General features: G+C 42.0%; 17 protein-coding genes. 5 read left to right on the forward strand and 12 right to left on the reverse strand.

Annotated features, from left to right (window positions below; genetic code table 11):
- Nucleotides 1–28 precede the first annotated feature (28 nt).
- From Bovatus_RS09075 to Bovatus_RS09090, 4 genes are read left to right on the forward strand one after another with little or no spacing between them, the layout of a single operon-like run.
- The gene (locus Bovatus_RS09075) at nucleotides 29–1,783 is read left to right on the forward strand and encodes a rhomboid family intramembrane serine protease (RefSeq protein WP_044918781.1); all 1,755 of its coding nucleotides are present in this window, start codon (nucleotides 29–31) and stop codon (nucleotides 1,781–1,783) included.
- 7 nt (nucleotides 1,784–1,790) lie between these two features.
- Complete coding sequence (locus Bovatus_RS09080) at nucleotides 1,791–2,210, forward strand: hypothetical protein (protein ID WP_004301032.1); 420 nt, start codon at nucleotides 1,791–1,793, stop codon at nucleotides 2,208–2,210.
- 38 nt (nucleotides 2,211–2,248) lie between these two features.
- Nucleotides 2,249–7,309, forward strand: coding sequence for a DUF4132 domain-containing protein (locus Bovatus_RS09085; protein ID WP_004301033.1), 5,061 nt, complete (start codon nucleotides 2,249–2,251; stop codon nucleotides 7,307–7,309).
- Nucleotides 7,310–7,316: 7 nt separating this feature from the next.
- Nucleotides 7,317–7,790, forward strand: coding sequence for a GAF domain-containing protein (locus Bovatus_RS09090; protein ID WP_004301034.1), 474 nt, complete (start codon nucleotides 7,317–7,319; stop codon nucleotides 7,788–7,790).
- A 109-nt stretch (nucleotides 7,791–7,899) separates the two neighbouring features.
- On the opposite strand, the gene Bovatus_RS09095 is transcribed toward Bovatus_RS09090, so the two are convergent.
- The 10 genes from Bovatus_RS09095 to Bovatus_RS09140 form a co-directional block, all read right to left on the reverse strand.
- Nucleotides 7,900–8,214, reverse strand: coding sequence for a chaperone modulator CbpM (locus Bovatus_RS09095; RefSeq protein WP_004307142.1), 315 nt, complete (start codon nucleotides 8,212–8,214; stop codon nucleotides 7,900–7,902).
- 14 nt (nucleotides 8,215–8,228) lie between these two features.
- Entirely contained in the window at nucleotides 8,229–9,194 is a 966-nt protein-coding gene (locus Bovatus_RS09100; RefSeq protein ID WP_004301036.1) for a DnaJ C-terminal domain-containing protein, read from the reverse strand.
- Between the two features lie 94 nt (nucleotides 9,195–9,288).
- Nucleotides 9,289–10,992 (reverse strand): phosphoethanolamine transferase, encoded by a 1,704-nt coding sequence (locus Bovatus_RS09105; protein WP_004301037.1) that lies wholly within the window; start codon nucleotides 10,990–10,992, stop codon nucleotides 9,289–9,291.
- Nucleotides 10,979–12,178, reverse strand: a complete 1,200-nt coding sequence (locus Bovatus_RS09110) for a BamA/TamA family outer membrane protein (protein WP_004301038.1) — start codon at nucleotides 12,176–12,178, stop codon at nucleotides 10,979–10,981. The genes Bovatus_RS09105 and Bovatus_RS09110 overlap by 14 nt, the downstream gene beginning before the upstream one ends.
- Nucleotides 12,179–12,326: 148 nt before the next feature.
- Nucleotides 12,327–13,235, reverse strand: coding sequence for a hypothetical protein (locus tag Bovatus_RS09115; RefSeq protein ID WP_004301039.1), 909 nt, complete (start codon nucleotides 13,233–13,235; stop codon nucleotides 12,327–12,329).
- Nucleotides 13,236–13,245: 10 nt separating this feature from the next.
- Nucleotides 13,246–14,256, reverse strand: a complete 1,011-nt coding sequence (locus Bovatus_RS09120) for a hypothetical protein (RefSeq protein WP_004301040.1) — start codon at nucleotides 14,254–14,256, stop codon at nucleotides 13,246–13,248.
- Between the two features lie 169 nt (nucleotides 14,257–14,425).
- The gene (locus Bovatus_RS09125) at nucleotides 14,426–15,391 is read right to left on the reverse strand and encodes a TonB family protein (protein WP_004301042.1); all 966 of its coding nucleotides are present in this window, start codon (nucleotides 15,389–15,391) and stop codon (nucleotides 14,426–14,428) included.
- A gap of 21 nt (nucleotides 15,392–15,412) precedes the next feature.
- Nucleotides 15,413–15,913: a hypothetical protein gene (locus tag Bovatus_RS09130; protein ID WP_004301043.1), complete on the reverse strand. Its 501-nt coding sequence runs from the start codon at nucleotides 15,911–15,913 to the stop codon at nucleotides 15,413–15,415.
- 45 nt (nucleotides 15,914–15,958) lie between these two features.
- Nucleotides 15,959–16,288 (reverse strand): hypothetical protein, encoded by a 330-nt coding sequence (locus Bovatus_RS09135; RefSeq protein WP_105096219.1) that lies wholly within the window; start codon nucleotides 16,286–16,288, stop codon nucleotides 15,959–15,961.
- A gap of 301 nt (nucleotides 16,289–16,589) precedes the next feature.
- Nucleotides 16,590–17,165: a hypothetical protein gene (locus tag Bovatus_RS09140; RefSeq protein ID WP_138301332.1), complete on the reverse strand. Its 576-nt coding sequence runs from the start codon at nucleotides 17,163–17,165 to the stop codon at nucleotides 16,590–16,592.
- 1,292 nt (nucleotides 17,166–18,457) lie between these two features.
- On the opposite strand from Bovatus_RS09140, the gene Bovatus_RS09145 reads away from it, so the two are divergent.
- Nucleotides 18,458–19,465, forward strand: a complete 1,008-nt coding sequence (locus tag Bovatus_RS09145; protein WP_004307071.1) for an IS110 family RNA-guided transposase — start codon at nucleotides 18,458–18,460, stop codon at nucleotides 19,463–19,465.
- On the opposite strand, the gene Bovatus_RS09150 is transcribed toward Bovatus_RS09145, so the two are convergent.
- Both Bovatus_RS09150 and Bovatus_RS09155 read right to left on the reverse strand, forming a co-directional pair.
- Nucleotides 19,447–20,367, reverse strand: a complete 921-nt coding sequence (locus tag Bovatus_RS09150; RefSeq protein ID WP_004301048.1) for an IS3 family transposase — start codon at nucleotides 20,365–20,367, stop codon at nucleotides 19,447–19,449. The two genes, Bovatus_RS09145 and Bovatus_RS09150, sit on opposite strands and share 19 nt — an antisense overlap.
- A 35-nt stretch (nucleotides 20,368–20,402) precedes the next feature.
- Nucleotides 20,403–20,783, reverse strand: coding sequence for a transposase (locus tag Bovatus_RS09155; RefSeq protein WP_052588007.1), 381 nt, complete (start codon nucleotides 20,781–20,783; stop codon nucleotides 20,403–20,405).
- Nucleotides 20,784–20,794 lie beyond the last annotated feature (11 nt).

Consider the following 20,794-nt stretch of genomic DNA (forward strand, 5'->3'; position numbering starts at 1 on the left):
ATTGATGAATGTAGATAGAGATAGAAATATGGCACTCAAACCTTCATATAATGCCAAACTGTATTTGCCAGGTTTATCAAACACGGAAATCCTTATATTGGCTCTCGAAGCCTCTCAAAAACTTGAGTGGAATATCGAGGAAGTAACTCCGGAAGGAATCCGGTTTGAAGTCCCGTTCAGTATACGCTCCCATGGAGAGGCAATAACCTTTACCATAGAAAAGGGAAGTGACGGGGAAGTATCCGTTCGCAGTCAGTCTTCTTCCGTACAATTTGTTGATTATGGAAAGAACAGAAAAAATATCCAGAAGTTACGGGAAACAATGGAAGAAATAAAAGCCTCACTCACTCCGGAAGAACTAGCCCAAAGGGCCAAAGATTTCGAAGAAGAGTTCAACCGCCCGCTCACAGAAGAAGAAAAAGCCTACATAGAGGAAGAAAAGAAGAGGAACTCTTTCCTGTCTTTCTTCATTCCCCGCAAAGGATTTATAGCAACTCCCATCCTGATAGACATCAATATTCTTGTATTCATTGTAATGATTGCTTCCGGAGTGGGTATTATGTCTCCTTCCACTCTGTCACTACTGAAATGGGGAGCCGACTTCGGACCGCTGACTCTGACCGGTGACTGGTGGCGCACAGTGACTTGCAACTTCATACATATCGGAGCTTTCCATCTCCTGATGAACATGTATGCTTTCATGTATGTAGGACTTCTGTTGGAAGAACTGATAGGAGGACGCCGTATGTTCGTTTCATACCTGCTAACCGGATTATGTTCGGCTGCATTCAGCCTGTATATGCACGGTGAGACAATCAGCGCCGGAGCTTCCGGATCTATCTTCGGACTTTACGGTATATTCCTTGCATTCCTCCTCTTTCATCGCATCGCCAAAGAACAACGAAAGGCATTGTTAGCCAGCATCCTCATTTTTGTGGGGTATAATCTGGTTTACGGGATGAAAGCCGGCATTGATAATGCCGCCCATATTGGCGGGTTGTTAAGCGGGTTTGTTCTGGGAATTATATATGTGGTCGGCTACAAGTTCGAGAAACCCGATGCACAGCGGACTGTCTCCATCATCGGGGAGCTTGGTATATTCTGTATATTCCTGTTCAGCTTCATGATCCTGTGCAAAAACGTTCCTCCTCTTTACCCGGAGATACGCAATGAATGGGAAAGCGGCATTGTGGAAGCCTATCTGAATGGTGAACTGGAAGAGGAAAACGAGAACAGTAATCATTCCACTGTGAATGCTACGGACAATCTTTCCAGCAGGAAAGTTCCGGCATATACGCCTGCCGGCAATGACGATACGTGGCTATCTTATTATGATGCAGCCACCAAATTCAGTTGCCAGTATCCTACCAACTGGATAAAAATAGCAGGAGCAAAAGGAATTATTGATGGTGCGGAACCTCCATTACTCATGCTGGTCAACGGAGGGAATCAATTAACGATTACCGCCCTCACCTACGACACGCAGAAGGAGTTTGAACACATGAAAGAGTTATCACTCACTCTCCCAAGAAATGCACAAGGGGAACCGTCAGAAGATTACCAACTAAGCAATGTCAATATCAACGGACTCCCCATGACAAAGATCACGAATCCCCTGCACATCGGGGCTCCTGATGAACCGGGAGAGGATGTAAAACAAATAGCGTTGCATTACTTTCAAGAGAGCAAGAAACGATCTTTTGCTATTGTCATGCTTGTCTATGACGAAGAAGCTGAAACCGATCTGAATGCCATTACATCAAGTATCCAGATCACCCAATAAAGAGAATATGAGAGTATATATCCAAATCAAACAGTTAGGAAAGCGAAAGTGTAGTATCGAAAAGATTCCTATCGATTTTCCTGTTCCGCCTGTCAATGTACAGGGGTTGATCGAAGCCATCGTCAGTTGGCAAGTCTGCGAATACAATGAACGCTTGCAACAGAGCGAAGTGCTGAAATACCTCACACAGGAAGAAGTGGAAAATAAAACAGCTTCCGGCAAAGTAGGGTTTGCAGTAAACTATAATGGCAAACCTGCCGCAGAAGTCGAAGCCATCACCAATGCTTTGCAATCCTATGAGGACGGAATTTTCCGTATCTTCATGGATGATACGGAAACCGGAGACCTATCCTCTCCCATCCAACTTAAAGAAGAATCTACCTTAACCTTCATCCGGCTCGCTATGCTGTCGGGAAGATTATGGTAATCATTATCCTATAAAACACATTTAAAACGAAAAGAATCATGAGACTGATTTACAATGACGCATTAAATAAACGGATTGCTCCGTACCTGGAAAGGTTAACGAAAAAGAGAACCAGTTTAGACAAAGAGACAATGGCACTGTTGGATGTATTTATGCAATACTTCAACATGGATACCCGGTATGGTGCATACAGCGATAAATTAGAGCCTTGCATCATCTATATTATCCAAGAAGAGAAGATTAAAAGCGTTGCCAATCTTTTCGATGGTAAATTGAACAAGCTACTCCGCTATCTATTGGGAGACGAGTACGCCCACCTGTTCCACACCTATCTGAAGCTCAAAGCACGGTGCCCGTACACTCACGGATACTCGCGCCGGTCACAACGGTCGGCAAATCCTCTTCTGCATATCGGCCACGTTATAGATGCACTGACCCAGTTTCTGAAACTGCGCGCCACCGGATTTACGGTTCAAGCCATACTGAACGGAGGAAACACTCCGGAAGAAATAGAAGCATACAAGGATTCGATGAACTGCCAAAACTGGATGGCCGCCCAAATAGCAGAAGGCAACCAGACTGTCATTGAATACCTCAACAATGTGCTGACCAGTGAGAATAACGCCAACCGCCTCAACCAGGGACATCTCCAGGCTATCGCAGTAAGTGGATACCGCCCCTTGCTGGAACTGGAAGGGAAGTTACTTCTGGCAGCCAAGTTACAGGAGGGTCTCCGCCAAGCTATCGTGGAAACGATGGACGAAGGTTGTCCCGAAAGTTATCTCCATCTTTTCTCGGTCATCTGCGACAACGGCCTGCAACGATTTGCTTCCGTGAAACGCGGTATTGCAGTCAGTACGGGTATCGGAGAACAAGACAGCAGCGAACGTATCACCAATAAATATGTAGAACTGATCCATCGTTTTCTGAACGACCGGAAACAAGCACACAGTGCTCTTCAAAGCAAAGATACAGTCGAACTCTATCTGGCTTTATGGAGCATCGGATTCTATAATACGGAAGAGATTCAGACGCTCGTACCGGAAATTATCAAGAAAGGTGCTAAATACCAGGTACAGACATTACTTTATTTCTTACGCTGTACGCAATACTCCGGCATGAACCACCGCATCAGTAAAAATGCCTTTGAAAGATGGTATAAGGAACCGTCGGTGGTGGCGGCTATCTTACCGTTGTATCTGTCCGGTCTCTATCTTAGCCGGTACGGAGGGCACAAAGACGCCCCGTCACTCCACGACTATTTTGATAGCAAAGAAGAGGCGGTCCGCCATTATGAATATCTGAAGCAAATCTATCAGTCCATCTCTGCCAAAGAGATTTATTCTCCTTATGTATTCCCTTGGGAAAGCACAGAACTCACCCGTTCGGAAATCGTTCTCAAAATGGCATATATCACCTGGATGACTAATAATTCTGCATTGAAAGACGATCTTTGCAGCTATCTGCCCTCTCTGGATACTTATATGCGGGCAGGCTATATCGGTGTTGTATTAGCTCCACCGACCAGTCCGCTACAGGAAGAATATGTACTGCAATCACTGGGAGACCGTTCGCAAGATGTGCGTGAAGAAGCATATAAAGCATTGTCCGAGATGACCTTATCGCCCGAACAAAACCAGAAAGTAGAAGAGTTACTGCGCTTCAAATACAGCGAAATGCGTATCCATGCTATCAATCTGCTGATGAAACAGCCCAAAGAACAGCTAGCCGACAGCATCCGCCGCTTGCTAACAGACAAGGTTGCCGAACGCCGCCTGGCAGGATTGGACATGATGAAGACCATACACAATGTAGAATTCCTGCAAGATATCTATCAGGAATTGATCCCGACAGTCAAAGAGATTCAGAAGCCGAACCCGAAAGAAAAAGTATTGATAGAATCTCTGATTGGCGATGGAACAGAAGAGAGCGTCACACAACATTATACCAAAGATAACGGTTTCGGTCTGTACGATCCGTCTCTTGAAGTCAGTCTGCCGGAAATTACCCAGGACAAAGGATTCAACGTTAAAAAAGCATTCGAATTCATCTGCTTTGGAAGGGCCAAACTCGTTTTCAAAAAACTAAGCAAATACATCGAAACCTACAAGAATGAAGAATTCAAAAATGGTTACGGAGAAGCACGTCTGGTAGGTAACAGTGTCCTGATAAACTGGAGCAACTACGGAGGATTGAGCGGACTCGGATTCCCGGAATTGTGGAAAGCCTTCTACGAAGAAGAAATAGGAAGCTACGACAAATTGCTGATGATGAGTTTCATGCTTGCATCGACAGGTACCGCTAAAGACGAAGACGACTCCGACGAGGAAGATGAAGAAGACATCAAGGCAGACCAGAAATCAAGTAATACTTTTGAGCCGCTTGTCAACCGGATGTATGCCGGCATCACTTACCGCGGATTGCAGAAAGACCTCCGCAAGATGCCGTACTATGAACAGATGAGTGACATCATCGAAGCACTGGCATACGAATACAAAGATGAAGCCGTCTATCAACGCCTGGCCGTCAATATGCTGCTCCAACTATTGCCTTTGCTAAATACCAAAAACATCTTCCGCCAGTACACCAGTAAGCATGCATGGCTTCGGGACAAACTGGAATACGGAGAAAAACAGGTCGTTTATCCGATACATAACAACAAATTCGTGAACTTCTGGCTCGAAATGCCTCAAAAGCCCATGAATGATGATCTATTTATCCGTTACTTCACAGTGCGCTATCAGCTTTATAAGCTCACCAACTACATGGAGCACACCCCCGAACTAGAGGAAACAGACTCTTATCTTCATGCCACAGACTTCGCCCGTGCCTGGATGCTGGGAATCATCCCGACAGAGGAAGTATACCGTGAAATGATGGGACGCATCAGCTCTCCCAGCCAGATCAAAGCAATCACCATGGTATTGAACGACAACGTTCGTTTCAACAAGGAAAAAGAAAGATACGCCGATATCAAAAACATCGACTTCTCCCTCTTCCGTTCCCTCGCCCAAAAGGTGGTAGACCGGATTCTTGAAATTGAATTAAAACGTGGAGACTCCGAGACACAAGTCACCTCCCTTGCAGAAGAACTAAGCTACGTCTATGGAGCTGAAACATTTATCCGTATTCTGCAAGCATTCGGCAAAGATACTTTCATACGTGACAGTTACAACTGGGGCAGCACCAAACGGGGTGTATTGAGCAGTCTGCTCCATGCTTGTCATCCCCTGCCTACGGACACCAGCGAGAATCTGAAGAAACTGGCGAAACAAGCCGAAATCAGCGACGAGCGACTGGTAGAAGCCGCCATGTTCGCCCCACAATGGATTGAACTGACTGAAAAGGCAATAGGCTGGAAAGGACTGACAAGTGCAGCCTATTATTTCCACGCCCACACCAATGAAACGTGTGACGACAAGAAGAAAGCGATTATCGCCCGCTACACCCCCATCGACGTAGATGACCTGCGGGAAGGTGCTTTTGACATCGACTGGTTCAAAGATGCATTTAAGACAATTGGCAAGCAACGCTTCGAAGTGGTCTACAATGCCGCCAAATATATTTCATGCAGCAACAGCCATACCCGTGCCCGTAAGTTTGCCGATGCTACCAACGGTGCAGTGAAGGCGGCAGATATAAAGAAAGAAATAATAGCCAAGCGCAACAAAGACTTATTGATGAGCTACGGCCTCATCCCATTGGGACGGAAGCCGGATAAAGAACTGCTGGATCGTTATCAATACCTGCAAAAGTTCCTGAAAGAGAGCAAGGAATTCGGTGCTCAAAGACAGGAAAGCGAAAAGAAAGCGGTAAACATCGCTCTGCAAAACCTGGCACGCAACTCCGGTTACGGAGACGTTACCCGCCTGACCTGGAGCATGGAAACCGAACTGATTAAAGAACTTCTTCCCTACCTGTCCCCCAAAGAGATAGACGGCGTAGAAGTGTATGTACAAATCAACGAGGAAGGTAAATCGGAGATTAAGCAAATCAAAGACGGCAAAGAGCTCAACAGCATGCGTGCCAAGCTGAAAAAGCATCCGTATATAGAAGAACTGAAAGCAGTACACAAAAAGCTGAAAGACCAGTACACCCGTTCGCGCATCATGCTGGAACAGGCGATGGAAGACTGCACCCATTTTGAAGAAAACGAATTGCGCAAGCTGATGCAGAATCCTGTTATCTGGCCATTACTGAAACATCTCGTCTTCATCTGCAACGGACAGACGGGCTTCTACACCGATGGATTGCTGATTACAGTGAATGCCGTTTGCCTCCCGTTAAAACCGAAAGACGAGTTACGCATCGCGCACCCCACAGACCTGTATACAAGCGGAGACTGGCATGCTTATCAAAAATTCCTGTTCGATAAATCAATCCGCCAACCTTTCAAACAGGTATTCCGCGAACTTTACGTTCCGACTCCGGAAGAAATAGAAGCCACTCAATCCCGCCGCTATGCCGGCAATCAGATTCAACCGCAGAAAACGGTTGCCGTACTGAAAGGGCGCCGTTGGGTAGCCGATTATGAAGACGGCCTTCAAAAGATATATTACAAAGAGAATATCATCGCCACCATCTATGCCATGGCAGACTGGTTCTCTCCTGCCGATATCGAAGCTCCGACATTGGAATATGTCTGCTTCCATAGCCGCAAAGACTACAAGTTGATGAAAATCTCGGAGATTCCTCCTGTCATCTTCTCCGAAGTAATGAGAGACGTAGACCTGGCAGTAAGCGTAGCCCATGCCGGAAGCGTTGCCCCGGAAACCAGCCACTCTACCATCGAGATGCGCAGCGTACTGGTGGAACTGACGATGCCGTTGTTTCATTTCAAGAACGTGACAATAAAAGGAAGTTTTGCTCACATCGAAGGTAAACTGGGTAAGTACAATATTCATCTGGGCAGCGGTGTGATCCATCAGGAAGGTGGTGCACAGATAGCCGTTCTTCCGGTACATTCGCAAAATCGCGGACGCCTGTTCCTGCCTTTCGTAGATGAAGATCCGAAGACTGCCGAGATACTGACTAAGATTATCTTCTTTGCAGAAGACGATAAGATAAAAGATCCGAGCATCCTGAACCAAATCAAATAGTAAAGAGATGGCAGAAAATTTAATCATCCACACAGGAAGCAAGGAAGAAAAGTATCGGGAGTTACTTCCGCAACTGCATGCTTTGGTAAGTACGGAAGCAGATCTCATTGCCAATCTTGCCAACATGGTAGCAGCCTTAAAGCAGACTTTCGGTTTCTTCTGGGTAGGCTTTTACCTTGTGAAAGAAGAAGAACTCGTACTGGGTCCGTTTCAAGGCCCCATTGCCTGCACTCGCATCCGCTTTGGCAGAGGAGTTTGCGGAACCGCTTGGAAAGAAGCCCGTACACTGATTGTTCCTGATGTAGAGCAGTTTCCCGGACACATAGCCTGTAGTTCGGACTCGAAATCGGAAATAGTAGTACCAATCCTCAAGCAGGGGAAAGTTGTCGGGGTGCTGGATATCGACAGTGATACATTGGATAGCTTCGACACTATCGACGCACGCTATCTGGAAGAGATTTGCACGTATATTGTATTATAAAATAACGGCATAAACATCCTGAAAAAACGGAGGCTCTGATTGAATGAATCAGAGCCTCCGTTTACTATAAATAGAGCCTCTGTTCGAATCAAACAGAGGCTCTATTTTTTTACCAGTCCATATCTTCTATTTCCCGTTCCCGGTACAGCAAAAGTTGTTTGCGAAGCGAACGCATTTCGTGCCTCATATCTTCCATCCTTTCCAGCAAATGATGAATGGCATCGATACCTTCCATGTTGATGGATAAGTCATAGTACATTCTGCTATAACGTTCCACGTTCGGGAGTTCCGACAAAAGCAGATAATGTTCACCGCCTTCGGTATGCACGTTAATCAAACCGCCCTCTTCCAACATTTCGATGAATGAAGGCTCAATATGACATTTGTGACAGTATTCACTGACAATTATTAATTCGGTCTGCATAGTACTCATTCATTTTAGTTCATACTCTGTAATTGACGGAACAACTCTTTCTGTTTGTCGGTCAAGTTCGTAGGAATCTTGACAGAATAGGTCACAATCAAGTCACCGAATTGTCCTTCCTTCTTATAAACCGGGAATCCTTTACCTTTCAGACGGACTTTCGTACCGTTCTGCGTTTCCGGTTTTATCTTCAGTTTCACTTTACCGTCCAGCGTGTCGACTACTTTCTCGCCTCCCAATACGGCAGAGTAAAGATCTACCTCCACATCTATGTACAGATCGTCGCCCAGGCGTTTGAACACCGGGTCTTCGGCTATAACGAACGTAATGTACAAGTCCCCCGCAGGTCCTCCGTTGACACCTTCGGCTCCGTAGCCTTTCAGTTTAATAACCTGTCCGTCGGCTACACCGGCAGGGATAGTGATACGTACCTGTTTACCATTTACAGTCAATATCTGCTTATGCGTTTGAGCAGCATCACGAAGGGAAAGATGAAGTTCGGCATTAAAGTCCTGTCCGCGGAATCCCGCAGAACCTTGTCCTCTTCCTCCCCGATGTCCGAACATTGATTCGAAGAAATCAGAAAATCCACTAGCGTTGCCACCGGAAAATCCTTCTCCATCGGAACTATACCAATAGGTTCCGTTACCGTCGGAGAAACCCTGACCCGCACCGCCGAATCCGCCGAAACCTCCTGCACCGCCAAAGCCTCCGGCTTGTTGCTGTGCACGTTTCTGCGCTTCGAATTCATCGGCATGCTTCCAATGTTCTCCGTACTCATCATACTTTTTACGTTTCTCGGGGTCACTCAGTACTTCATTGGCTTCGTTGATTTCCTGAAATTTATCCTTTGCACTAGGGTCATTAGGATTCAAATCAGGGTGATATTTCCGGGCCAACTTACGAAAAGCCTTTTTGATATCATCCTGAGAAGCACTTTTGTCTACTCCAAGAATCTTGTAATAATCTATATAGGCCATGTTTTATGAATTTAATCGTTCATACATCATACGGCAAATAACACGCCAATCCCATTTTTGGATGCAAAAATTAACAAGGATTAATACCTAATACTTAATACTTGATATTCCTCTTTTCCAGCATCTGGAAGTCTTGCTTCTTCATGCCCAAATCATCCAACGGACGGGGATCATTGTGATCGTTCAGATAAACCCTCGGTTTCAGGACGTAGTGCGAAGCCGTCACAGCCTGCGAATCATCCCGGTAAGGAGTTTCTATTCCGCCTAAAGACAGCATGGTCGGGAAGAAAGAGCTGCTGGAAGAAACATTCTTATCCTTATTTTCAATAGCGGTATTCCAACGTTCGGGATACGTTTCGCGGTAGTCATCGGACATCCAAATCAGGAATGGCACATGAAGCTGATAATAAGAAGGTACGGGAGAAGCGTGGAGGAACAGATGACGGGAATCGTCGAAAATGTCCTCTCCATGATCGGAAGTGTAGAGCATGGCGGCATCTACCTGCTGTTTTTCCAACATACGGATAAGTCGTGACAGAAAATCATCCGTGTAACGAATAGAGTTGTCATAGGCATTCACCAGGTTATCCCGGTATTTTCTCTCTGCTTCCATCGGATAATCGGGCGTAAAGAAAGCATCTTCCGACGGGTAACGTTCGCGATAGTTAAAGTGGGAACCGTAGGTGTGAAGTACGATGAATTGTTTCGTTGCACCTTTCGCCAGTTCCTCCTCCACCAATTTCAGAAGTTCGTCGTCAGAAGGATTATAGGTAGAACTGACCGAATCTTCTTTTATAAAATCATACGTATCGGCTTCCATTCCGAAGAAGTCGATAAATGAATGGTTGTAACGTTGGTTGGAGAAAAAAGCCGTCCGGAATCCTGCCTCTTTGAAAGCGGTGATGATTCCTTTTTGATGGTAGATAGAGTCGTAGTTGCAGGCAGTAGCATCCGACATCAGCATGGGGACACTTTTATGTGTCGTATTCGACTCTGTCAACACTTTTGGGAAAGCAATCAGACCCGTTTGCCGGGATAAGAGCGGGTTCGTTTCACGTTCGTAACCATACAATTGCCAGTTTAGGGCACGAGAGGTTTCTCCTATGACCATTACATATACTTCCCGTTTTCCCTCCGGATGAGTAGGCCGGGCATGGAAAGTAAAGTCTTTGGATGTACGGTGGTAATCCTGTGTCAGAGCTGTTCTTTGAAAGGCAAGACCTACGTTGTAGCATACGTTTAGCGGGTATAAATCAGATTTCAACTCATATCCCGAATCCTGCACATAGGCTCCGACAAGACTAAGGAGGGAGATTCCAAAGACCAGGAAGGCTCTCTTCCGTTCCCTGCGAATGAACTCTACCGTAAGTTTCCGTTTACGTATAATTGAAATCATCCCTAATATCAGGGCAGGTACATAGAGTATGATTACAGCAATAATGGCAGGTGTGAGATTATCGAGCAGTTCCAATGCCTCACTCGAATTGGTGGTGACCAGATTCAAAAACATATCGACAGCGATAATGGACTGGCCGAATAAATAAAGCAACACGATCTGAAAGGCTCCGAAGAACAGGAACAGGAATAAAATCCACAGCATCTTGCCGCAATTCCTCGACAAAGTCATCAACAGGTAATAGCAACCGAAAGGTAACAACACATTGGCGACTTTTGCCATAAATGGTAAAGGTTCTGTAAAACAGAGTACCATATTAGGTACTATCAAGATAAACAGGAACAGATAAAACAGATGTTCCTGATTTTCCAACCAATTCTTTATATTTTTAAAAAGCTTCATTGATGTTAAAAATAAATCCGGTCTGGTGTTTGCCAAACCCTAAATCCAAACGTACATTTACTCTCTTCTTAAATTCCCAACGATACCCGAAGCCATAATTAGGCAGAATGTGTTTCGGGGTGAACTCGGAAAGTCGTGGAAAAATCGTTCCCGCTCCTACCCATACAGCTACTCCATTCCGTTTCCAGACGTGTTGCCGGAGTTCTATTTGCGCGTCCATTGCTCCCTTGTCCCGATAGCGTCCTTCGTAATATCCGCGCATGGAGTAAGAACTTCCCAACGTTGCCATCAATCCCCAAGGGGTATCGCCATAGGTAAGCAATGTGTGGAATTGCCCTGCCAGCACTCCACCTTTCCATACCGGCTGATAATAACTGGTAGTCAGTTCTGTACTGCTAAACGCATATTTATTGCCGAGAAAAGCCGGACTGAACCGCTGGTCTATCCGCAAATAATAGCCATGATATGCATTTGTCAGGAAATCACGTGAATCGTAAAGGAGGGAAAGTCCCAGACTGGTATTAGTGGTTCGCGCGGCCATTCCTTCCCATAGTTCCGGTTTCTCAAAGTTCCGTCCGTCGATATAATCGAATACGGCCATCGGGCCGATGTAGAAGTTCTTTGCCAGCCGAAACATAAAATCGACTTTCACCTGTGCCTGAAAACGTTTATAATCGCTTTCGTTATCAGAGTTCGCTCCATTGTCATATCCCCGTCCCCAATACAGACTGGGAAAAGAATAGAAATAGAGATTGTAATTCAAGCGGTATTTATCTTTTGGAAACAGATGATTTCCGCGGACTCCCAACAGATAGAAGCCGACAGTCGACACATCTCCGTAAAGAGAGACATTGGAGGGAGGAAGAAGCGTATCAATCCGATCGGTTCGATATAGTCCGGCTGCCACCAGTCCGAGTCCGAACTTGGTGTCACTGGAATAATGTGGGCCGCCTATCACACTGAAATCAAACTTTTTATTCTTTTTTTCCTTATTGGCGTCATTGAAGTAATCAAGAAACTTTTTAAAGAAACTGCGCTTTGCCGGAATGGAATCTTCCATGGTTGCAGATATAGAATCCTCCGGCAGTTCAATTTTAGTAGAATGCAGCTGTGCGCCCAACGGGGTTTGTGTCAACAACAAAAGCGCGAATATGATTAGCCTGTTCTGTCTAGTATTCATAATCATAAGAAGTAGAAAACTTTGCGGACAAAGTTAGTTTCAAACTTCCTATTACAACAGAGTTTCAGAGGCTTTTGTTGTCCTGAATTTCCTTTTTAACGTTTCAAAATTCCGATTTTTCTTCTGTTTATATAGTACTCAAAGTATAGAACAATTATTCGGAAAGAAAATCTTTCCGAGGATATCGGGTTGTATGATGCTTAATAGTATAATTACGGGCATTACACCAATGCTCTGCAGCCTTCACCAGTCTTCTATCTGAACAATTCAACATATCGTCAACCAATTCGTCCGGCACATTAAGAATCAAGAAGAGTTTCATGTCCTTCACCTCAATGAATGAATTGCGATGTATTTGTTTGAGAATATATTCCATTTTATCAATAGGGAGTTCTAAGGTTATAGAAAGATTTATCAGTTGATGCAGTTCTTCCATACACACACTTTTCCCGTATTTTAAATCTAACAAATGAGACACAAAATCATTTTTGTGATATGACAAATAGAAATCATTACTATCAACGCGGTTCCATAAAAGTTGTTTCACCTGCCGGCTTACTTCTTTTCCTGTCAATAAAGGTAGTATTAGAACTTCGGTCAAAGTCTCAAGAGTGTACAGTTTGAGCAGGAAATTAATCAGTTTCTCCATAGAAGATGCCCTAAGCAAAAAGCAAATCTCCAACATACCATCAAGCGACAGCATATTCATTGCAACTTGCGTTAATACAGTCTGCCCCTCAAACCGACCTTTGGCAGCTATAAACTCTTTATAAAATTCATCATGCCCGGTGCCGAGCCTGGATATAGCCTTAACCTTTATATCCGCATAGTTGCAATCATTGATGATTCTTTGCAGATGTACATCGGAAGCTATTCTTTTCAGTGCCAGATTACGGACCCGGCTCCGGGCATTATTCTGTACTATCTTTAGCAGGAGGTCCGCATCTGTAATGGCAGCCACACGCCTGCGCCCACAATAAACCATATCAAATGCCGTGTTGTTACAATCTGATATGGAAAAGTCCGCTATCCATGCCTTTATTTTACGTCGTATATCAAACATAAGCTATAAATCATCTATACCCACGTAACATTTTTTCCGACTGATAATAACAAATCTTTCTCTCTTCACGCCAGACCGGTTGCTCTTTCGGATGCTCATCCGTCTGCCAAAACACATTGCGTGATAACCAGTTTCCTTTTTCATCCATCGGAGAATCATATTCATAGCGATATTGCCAATAACCTTCTTTAGGCATAGCAGGAACTTCGTTAGTTGACAGGCTGTCAATAAGCATATACTCCCCGCTACTCACCTCCACTCTCTGAAAGTCCTCTCTTTCCATCACAAGCCGGCCTAATTTATCATAAGTAAATCGCTTTCGGGAAGTTTCCTCACCTTTGGCGTCATAACGATGTTCCGAATCCAGTTTCTCATTCTGATAAACCCGCACAATGCGCAACTGCGGCATAATATCTTTAAATAAGTTCGTTCTGACAAAACTGTCTTCCTTATGGACTTCGTTATAATATTCGACGAGTACCTTCCCATCACTTTGATAACTTGCCAACAAGAGATCATTTTTCATCATTTCCATTACAGTATCGGCAACTACGGAAGAAATAGTATCAGTCATATTATTGAAAGAGAACTCATATATCTTTTTCAGCTTTGAACGAATCATACAATCGCCACAGCGCTTTTCCGGCTCATAAATCTGTTCGACAATATACTTCTCTATCTCATTATTATGCATCTGATAAGTATAATACTTTCCCATTCCATCCGTGCCATATTGCATGGAAGTAGATGATTTGCCATTATTTATATAATGCCAGACAGTTTCTTTTCCACTTTTAGTAAAATGGACTCTATAAGAGTCCGTTGAAACCTGATCCATTTCTTCCCCTACTTTCAATTTACCGGTCAATGAATCTAAAGACAACTTGAATGAGCGAAAACGAAGCATCGAAGGATTTCCTTTCAGGTCATACACCTTCAAGGCATCATTTTGCGCCCAAACATGCGTATTTGCATTTACAATACAAACTACAAGGAAAAATATAATTTTACTGATATTCATAACATTCCGTTTTAAATTGAGTACTTCACATTCTCATACTGTAAACGTTTGTCCAGTATTTCGACTTTAACATTTGGGAAATCGTCTTTTGCGTGCCTGATAGCTGCATAAGGTACCCGGTCGAACAATACTCCTTCCTGTTAGGAGAAATATATCAATCTCTCATCAGCTATCGTCCAAAGCAGGATTCCGCCTTTCTGATACCATCTTCAAACCAACTTTTGATAGCGGATTCACGTCCCTTTCCAGATCCTATCCATTTCACAAAATCTCCATTTCGATTATATATTAGTATCAAAGTCGGAATTGCACTAACTTCATATCTATCCACTAATCCATCGCTCTCTTCGTGGTTATCAACATCAATATGACATAGTCTATATTTACCATTGAAAGTACCAAATAAAGTATCCCAATCTCTATTTAACTCGTTACAAGGTCCTGCCCAATCCGCATAAAAAGATAAAATTATAGCTTTATTCATATTGGGTAATATCTGTTCTTTGAAAGTCTTTGTAGAAATAAACGACTCTGGTCTATGCAAAGGTTTGTTTTGAGTAGAATTTTTAGAGGTAGAATTTTCAGAAGGCATCACGAATGGTGAATATTTTCCATCACGTAATCGAAAAAAAACAGGAAGATAAGCTTGAAAACGTACATTTCTCAATTTTCTATTATTATCACGATACTCTGCCGGAGTCCACCTAGGCATAATAGAAACGAGCCTCAAGGCTTCACGAATCAATGCCCGATGTTTATTTTTCGAACTTCCCAATACTTTCGCACTAGAAATCCGTCCATCCTTTTCAATAACAACCTCCAGCATAATAGTTCCTTCAATATTGTTCGATATACATTCTTCCGGATATATCAAATTTTTATTAATAAAATCAATTTGAGCATTCATTCCTCCAGGAAACTCCGCTATTTTTTCAGCAACAACATAAATCTGATTATCCGTTTCCTCTCCTTTTGAGTTTGAATTTGAGTTTGAAGAAGAACTACTATTGAAATTTATTCCTGTTACCTCAAATATTGCATCATTTATTTCTTCTTCCGTAATAATAACTTTTTGTGCTCTTACAACAGTAAACCCACACATCAACATAATTAATGTAATAATTGTACTTTTCATAATCTTAATTTATTATGTTCATTAATAATCTTTTATATACTTCAGACATTGACTGTCAACGTTCAATTCTTTCATTTTTTCTTTCCGCTCAACAGCCATCTGATATACGACTTCTACAGTTTGTTTTGAGATACCTTCTTTGAGAAATTCCGGATATGCACTTTCACGCATAATTAACTGTTTAATAAGAAAATTGACGCAAGTAGCGTATTGACGTTTTTGCATATCGGATAATCTCAATCCAGGCACTTTCATCCTCTTACTAATAACCTGACAAACGATTCCGAATGTATCAGTTTTGGCAATAGACAGCATAGAATCTCTAAACAGCATTTCTTTTCGAACTACATTTGCTATCTTTTGTACAACTGCATCATCCACCTTTGGAATTCTAACGTCTTTAGATTGAGCTGCCTTGGCAGCTCTCCGTGTTCCCTCTATAGCTGCTCCTTTCCAACCCTGCGCATACCCGCTACAAAGGCAAAACGCAAAAATGCACGTAAACAAACATCTCATATACATAAGCCAATCACATTAAAGTTTACATACTTTTGTTTCATTATCTCACTACTTTTTCACTATGACCTCCACTATCACAGGAATATTTTTTGCTATTTTTGCCATCTCTTCTGATGAAAACTCTATTCGTTTTGAAATAACTTCATCTGCGGATGAAGAAGAATAGTCCGATACATAATATTGAAAGAAATCAAAACGAAGTACCTCGGAAATACGTTGTAGTTTTAACGTATCAAGCGTCTCACTTTTATAAATATTATTCACATTAGTTCGATGACAATTTATCAGATTGGCAAACTGACTGTTCGTAAGACCTAATTCCTTTACACGCTTTTGAATCTGTGCCCCAATATGCATACGTCCTTGCTTTGTTTCCATAATAAACCTCATCTTAACTATTAGCAAAGAAACTAACTTTTACAAACACTTCAAGCCATTTCGCGTGAATAGTCCAATCACATGCGTTAGAAATATTCACGCTGATAAAGACTGTTCTTTAATATCGTTATCTTCTATGGTGCAGAGATACAGGTGTCAGGAGTGTCTATGAACAACATCAGTGGCCAATAGGAAACTTTATAACTACCTTAACAGGGTAATGGTCTGATGGAATTCGGATTGTACAATCCCGAAATACACATAATTTCTTTTCATGGCATTAATGATTAATTGTGTATATCTATGATAATCTCATGATTAATTGCATAATTATAGAGCCAATAGCTAATATCAGCATAGCTTTTCCGTGGCTTCGGGTACTTCTGTTATATTTAGGAAATTTCTCTCCATTAACAGCGGTCTGGGAAGTAAATGCATAATTAATAGCAAAGGCTAAACCGACCAGGCCACCGAGAAATGAGAATATATATCCCAGAACGATGTATCGGCCTTGCATTCCCTCTTTGAGGAATTGTTTATTGCGACTCTTTATTCCGTACAAGGAAGAGATATCGAATCCTCGTCTTTTAAGCTCATTTTCCGCCAGTTCTTTCCAGCTTTTTACGTAATCAGAGTCATTAGTATAAATCTCCACAAGTTCATCAATCTCTTTTTTTCGGATAATAAGAAAATCAATATTATTTTCTTCCACTTCTGAAGGTACATATCCCCTAAGTGCCAGTTCCTCTTCCGCCAACTGATTAAACAAGGAGTTATAGTCAGCCTTGTTACTATACGCCAATAATAAATTGCGATCTTCCATTTCCTTAATTTTTTCAAGGAAAATAGTTGTTTGATAATTGATAGTTGCTTCCATGTTATTTATGTTTTTAAAGTAATTTTCCATTTGGATTCATCGCAAAGATAACAAACTTTTTTTCAACATTTACATCATAGCATTTCCCCCTACTTCCCTTAAACGCTACCATTATTTCCATATTTGACAGGCTACAACCAATATATAAAATTATTACTATCCTCTATATAGTAAGAACAAAAAAATAAATATAACACTTTATATACCAATAAAATATCAACAACAAAAAGAGTTTATCATTTTTCCCTTTAGTTCTCTTTAATTCTCTTTACTTCTCTTATCTGAAGAAAATTACACATTTTAAATACATACAAATAATTATTTAAAATTATATACAAAGTGAATTAAAAGGCTAAAAGCTTATTTATATCATAAAATTTCAACAGGTAAAATTGGGTAAGATAAAACCGAAAAGGGGTAGGAGTTATATTCATTTCGGTACGAAAATGAATGAAACGGTGCAGAAATGAATGAAAGTTTTTCCTACTATAAAGTTGAAAAACATAAAAACATCTGCCACCTGCAACGAAAAGCGTGTAATACACTAGTTAATAAATAGTTGGAGCGTTGCAGATACCTGTGGCAGATAGGTTGCAGATACTTTATCTGCAACACGTTATATAATCAAAGAAAAAGCCTTGATTCCTTTGTACAAAGCTATGGGATAATTGGGGGTGACTCTATGGAGAAATGGTGGTGTCTCTACGGGGAAACGACAGTATCCTTACGTAGAAACTGTAGTATCCCGCCTTAGAAACTCTCGTTTCCTGCCGTGGAAACTGTAATTTCTAATGCCGGAAACGACAGTTCCCCGCCTGGAAACGGGAAGTTAATGTATACAATGTACTGTACTGGATTTAGTTGACAACTTCGCTTGTTATACCTAAGTTCGTTTACTCAATATTTTTTAAAACCTAAATAAGTTTACTTGTCCCTTTGTAATTCCTGTATAAGTTGTCATTTTAGATATTTTGCAAAATTATGTATCTTCTCTTATAAGTGCAAGACTTCGGGCTGTAAACTTTCATTAAACAACAAAAACTCTTCGCTCGGGGATCGCCCTAGCGGCAACCTTAGATTTGCAGCATCAAAATATTTATCTTTGAATTGATATTGAAAGGAAAGCAAAAGGAAAACCATCAGCGGCAATAGAAGTCAAGTCTAAGTCCCTATTCGGTCCTTTTGCTCCTTCCTTGAACTCAAACCCATATAAGAATTTCAGTAAACCTGTTTAAGGTTATTAGGTCAAGTTCAGGTCCTTTCTTTTTTGTTTAATGTTCAAAAACAAAAGTATGAAAGTTTTTTATTTAGGAGTTGATGTGAGTAAGAAAAAATTGGATTTATGTTTAAGGAGTAACGGTAAGGACATCCTTTATGATGTTATTCCTAATGATCTATCCTCTATTAAATCTTGGTTAACAAGAACGTTTGAGAAATTTTTCCTCTCTGAGGACAGTTTGGTTGTCTGTGCGGAACATACAGGGCAATATACCTATCCTTTGGTCTGTGCAACAAAAAGTATAGGAGTCTACTTATGTTTGGAAGATGCAGCTAAAATAAAATATTGTCATGGAATACCTCGTGGCAAAAATGATAAAATAGATGCCTGCCGAATAGCAATGTATGCAGAAAGATATAATGATTGCCTACAACCGTATACCGCATCAGAGCTTATAATACAAAAACTCAAAAACTTATCAACAGAACGCAGTATGCTTGTTGCAGATAGGGCTAAATATCAATCCCAGCTAAAAGATCAGGTAGACTATATGGAACACTCAATATATATTGCTAAATGCAATAGAGTTGAAGGGATTATCAATACATTTACGGATTACATAGCACAAATAGACCTTGAAATAAAAGAACTTATAAATCAGGCACCTGTCATTGCTCATCAAATGGATTTACTCATGTCTGTGGATGGAGTTGGGGAACGTGTTGCACTGAAGATGATCATGGAAACAGATGCTTTCACTTCTTTTACTGATCCCAGGAAGTTTTGCTGTCATGCAGGAGTTGTTCCGTTCGTCTATGTGTCAGGAAGTAGCCAACGTTCTAAAAATAGAGTATCTAATAGGGCTGACAAGAGCATCAAGCATTTGCTACATATGGCGGCACTATCTGTTTCACAAGTGAAAAATAGTCCATTGAAGAAATATTATGACAGAAAGGTCGAAGAGGGAAAAAATAAGATGTCGGTTCTGAATGCAGTTAGAGCGAAATTAGTTACGATTATGTTCGCTGTAATTAGGACGGATGCTTTTTTTTCGAGAAATTATCAAAATTCGCTTGCGTAATCCATAAGAATAGGGGCGGGAGCACCCGTCCCGACGAGCGGGACTTCAGCTACCTTTCCACTGCATTTACGAATATATTCCATCGGAGTTCTCATTTGTATGCCTTGATGCGGTCTAACATAATTGTATGCATATATGGCATCGGCTATACGTTTATCCAATTGTTCAAAGCTGTCATCTGTACAGTCAAAAAGCCACCCATTCTTGATCGTGTTATTCATCCGTTCAGCCAGAGCATTATGTAGCGGATCCCCACACTGAGTCATACTGATATTAATATGATGTTTCTTGAGCATACCTACATACAGGTTTGAGCAGTATTGCACTCCCCGGTCAGAATGGTGTATCAGATTATTCAAATCAACATTGTATCTGTTGTAAAAGTCCATAGCCATCCTAAGTGCCTTTAAAGGACCTTCCGCTTCGAGTGTTTTGCACAGGGCATATCCGACTATGGCCCGACTGCCCGCATCGGTAAGAAGGGACAGGTAAGCCCATCCCTGGCACGTGGCAACATAGGTTATGTCCGCTACAACCATTGAACCGAATGTGTCAGCTACAAATTTAGGCGTGACATTCAGCAGGTCTGGATAAATGTAATAATTATGATTGGAATTTGTTGGCTTTGGCCTCACACGTCTGACACGTTGACAAAGGCCATTGGCACGAAAAATATTATAGCATTGATCACGTCCAATGACCATCCTGACACCAAACTTGCGAAGGCAGCATGCATAGAGTTCACGCATACCAGCCTTGGGCATAAGTTTACGTAACTCATTACAATACAACACAATGCTTGATGTGAGGATGTCTATTTCCATTTTTCTGTTGACATGCTTATAATAACCTTGTCTGGTTATGCCGAAGTAATCACAGAGGAACTGCAGACTGCCGCGCATATGAAGGGCAGAGTTCCCCTGTGACAAGGTGTCGATTACTTGGCATCGGAGTTTTTTCGAACCTTGATGTGATAGGTTGACTCCGCAAGATTAATCAATTCCTCACAAGCTTCATGACGAAGACTTTCTTCCTGAAGAGCACGTTGAAGCTTGCGATTTTCGGCACGCAATGCAGCGAGTTCTTTCTCCAGTTCATTGAGAGACTCATCAGAGGCTTTGCTTAAAGAGGGTTGTTCTGTACTCATAACTTTATCATTTATATGATACTTATCAAGCCAAAGAATCAGCAAACGACGGCAAATACCCGTACGCTTGGCAAACTGATACTTCGTTTCGGAAGTCGATAAATACTCACGAATATACGACATTCGTTCAGATTCTGTGTAAGGAGTGTACTTCTTTTTTAATTCTTCCATGTGAATTTCGA

This window comes from Bacteroides ovatus (assembly GCF_001314995.1).
Classification (GTDB): Bacteria; Bacteroidota; Bacteroidia; order Bacteroidales; family Bacteroidaceae; genus Bacteroides; species Bacteroides ovatus.

What these genes read in the sequence shown, in the direction of transcription:
- Bovatus_RS09100 (WP_004301036.1), bottom strand. Translation starts at nt 9,194, where the DNA reads ATGGCCTATATAGATTATTACAAGATTCTTGGAGTAGACAAAAGTGCT.
- Bovatus_RS09085 (WP_004301033.1), top strand. Translation starts at nt 2,249, where the DNA reads ATGAGACTGATTTACAATGACGCATTAAATAAACGGATTGCTCCGTAC.
- Bovatus_RS09150 (WP_004301048.1), bottom strand. Translation starts at nt 20,367, where the DNA reads ATGCGCGGCAGTCTGCAGTTCCTCTGTGATTACTTCGGCATAACCAGA.
- Bovatus_RS09145 (WP_004307071.1), top strand. Translation starts at nt 18,458, where the DNA reads ATGAAAGTTTTTTATTTAGGAGTTGATGTGAGTAAGAAAAAATTGGAT.
- Bovatus_RS09125 (WP_004301042.1), bottom strand. Translation starts at nt 15,391, where the DNA reads ATGAAAAGTACAATTATTACATTAATTATGTTGATGTGTGGGTTTACT.
- Bovatus_RS09130 (WP_004301043.1), bottom strand. Translation starts at nt 15,913, where the DNA reads ATGTATATGAGATGTTTGTTTACGTGCATTTTTGCGTTTTGCCTTTGT.
- Bovatus_RS09105 (WP_004301037.1), bottom strand. Translation starts at nt 10,992, where the DNA reads ATGAAGCTTTTTAAAAATATAAAGAATTGGTTGGAAAATCAGGAACAT.
- Bovatus_RS09135 (WP_105096219.1), bottom strand. Translation starts at nt 16,288, where the DNA reads ATGGAAACAAAGCAAGGACGTATGCATATTGGGGCACAGATTCAAAAG.
- Bovatus_RS09095 (WP_004307142.1), bottom strand. Translation starts at nt 8,214, where the DNA reads ATGCAGACCGAATTAATAATTGTCAGTGAATACTGTCACAAATGTCAT.
- Bovatus_RS09115 (WP_004301039.1), bottom strand. Translation starts at nt 13,235, where the DNA reads ATGTTTGATATACGACGTAAAATAAAGGCATGGATAGCGGACTTTTCC.
- Bovatus_RS09120 (WP_004301040.1), bottom strand. Translation starts at nt 14,256, where the DNA reads ATGAATATCAGTAAAATTATATTTTTCCTTGTAGTTTGTATTGTAAAT.
- Bovatus_RS09110 (WP_004301038.1), bottom strand. Translation starts at nt 12,178, where the DNA reads ATGATTATGAATACTAGACAGAACAGGCTAATCATATTCGCGCTTTTG.
- Bovatus_RS09155 (WP_052588007.1), bottom strand. Translation starts at nt 20,783, where the DNA reads ATGGAAGAATTAAAAAAGAAGTACACTCCTTACACAGAATCTGAACGA.
- Bovatus_RS09080 (WP_004301032.1), top strand. Translation starts at nt 1,791, where the DNA reads ATGAGAGTATATATCCAAATCAAACAGTTAGGAAAGCGAAAGTGTAGT.
- Bovatus_RS09075 (WP_044918781.1), top strand. Translation starts at nt 29, where the DNA reads ATGGCACTCAAACCTTCATATAATGCCAAACTGTATTTGCCAGGTTTA.
- Bovatus_RS09140 (WP_138301332.1), bottom strand. Translation starts at nt 17,165, where the DNA reads ATGGAAGCAACTATCAATTATCAAACAACTATTTTCCTTGAAAAAATT.
- Bovatus_RS09090 (WP_004301034.1), top strand. Translation starts at nt 7,317, where the DNA reads ATGGCAGAAAATTTAATCATCCACACAGGAAGCAAGGAAGAAAAGTAT.